The following is a 237-nucleotide window of genomic DNA, read 5'->3' as shown; positions in this document are numbered from 1 at the left end:
GAGATCTGGACCGACGAGTACGGCCGCGTGAAGCTGAGCTTCCACTGGAACCGCTACTGCACGAAGGACGAGAACAGCTCGTGCTGGGTGCGCGTGTCCTCGCCATGGGCCGGCACGCAGTTCGGCGGCATCCAGGTGCCGCGCATCGGCCAGGAGGTGGTCGTCGACTTCGAGAACGGCGACCCCGACCGGCCGATCGTGACGGGGCGGGTCTACAACGCCGACAACATGCCGCCC

Annotated in this window: 1 protein-coding gene; it reads left to right on the top strand. The window is 67.5% G+C overall.

Going from position 1 to position 237, the window contains the following annotated elements; all coding sequences use genetic code 11:
• A partial coding sequence (gene vgrG / locus AC3A6J_RS28080; RefSeq protein WP_487863284.1) for a type VI secretion system tip protein VgrG occupies positions 1–237 on the top strand: 237 nt, incomplete at both ends.

It is taken from the genome of Variovorax sp. Soil_C_39 (assembly GCF_057656815.1).
Note: the sequence above shows the minus strand (reverse complement) of the source record. Positions and strands in the feature narration are given on the sequence as shown.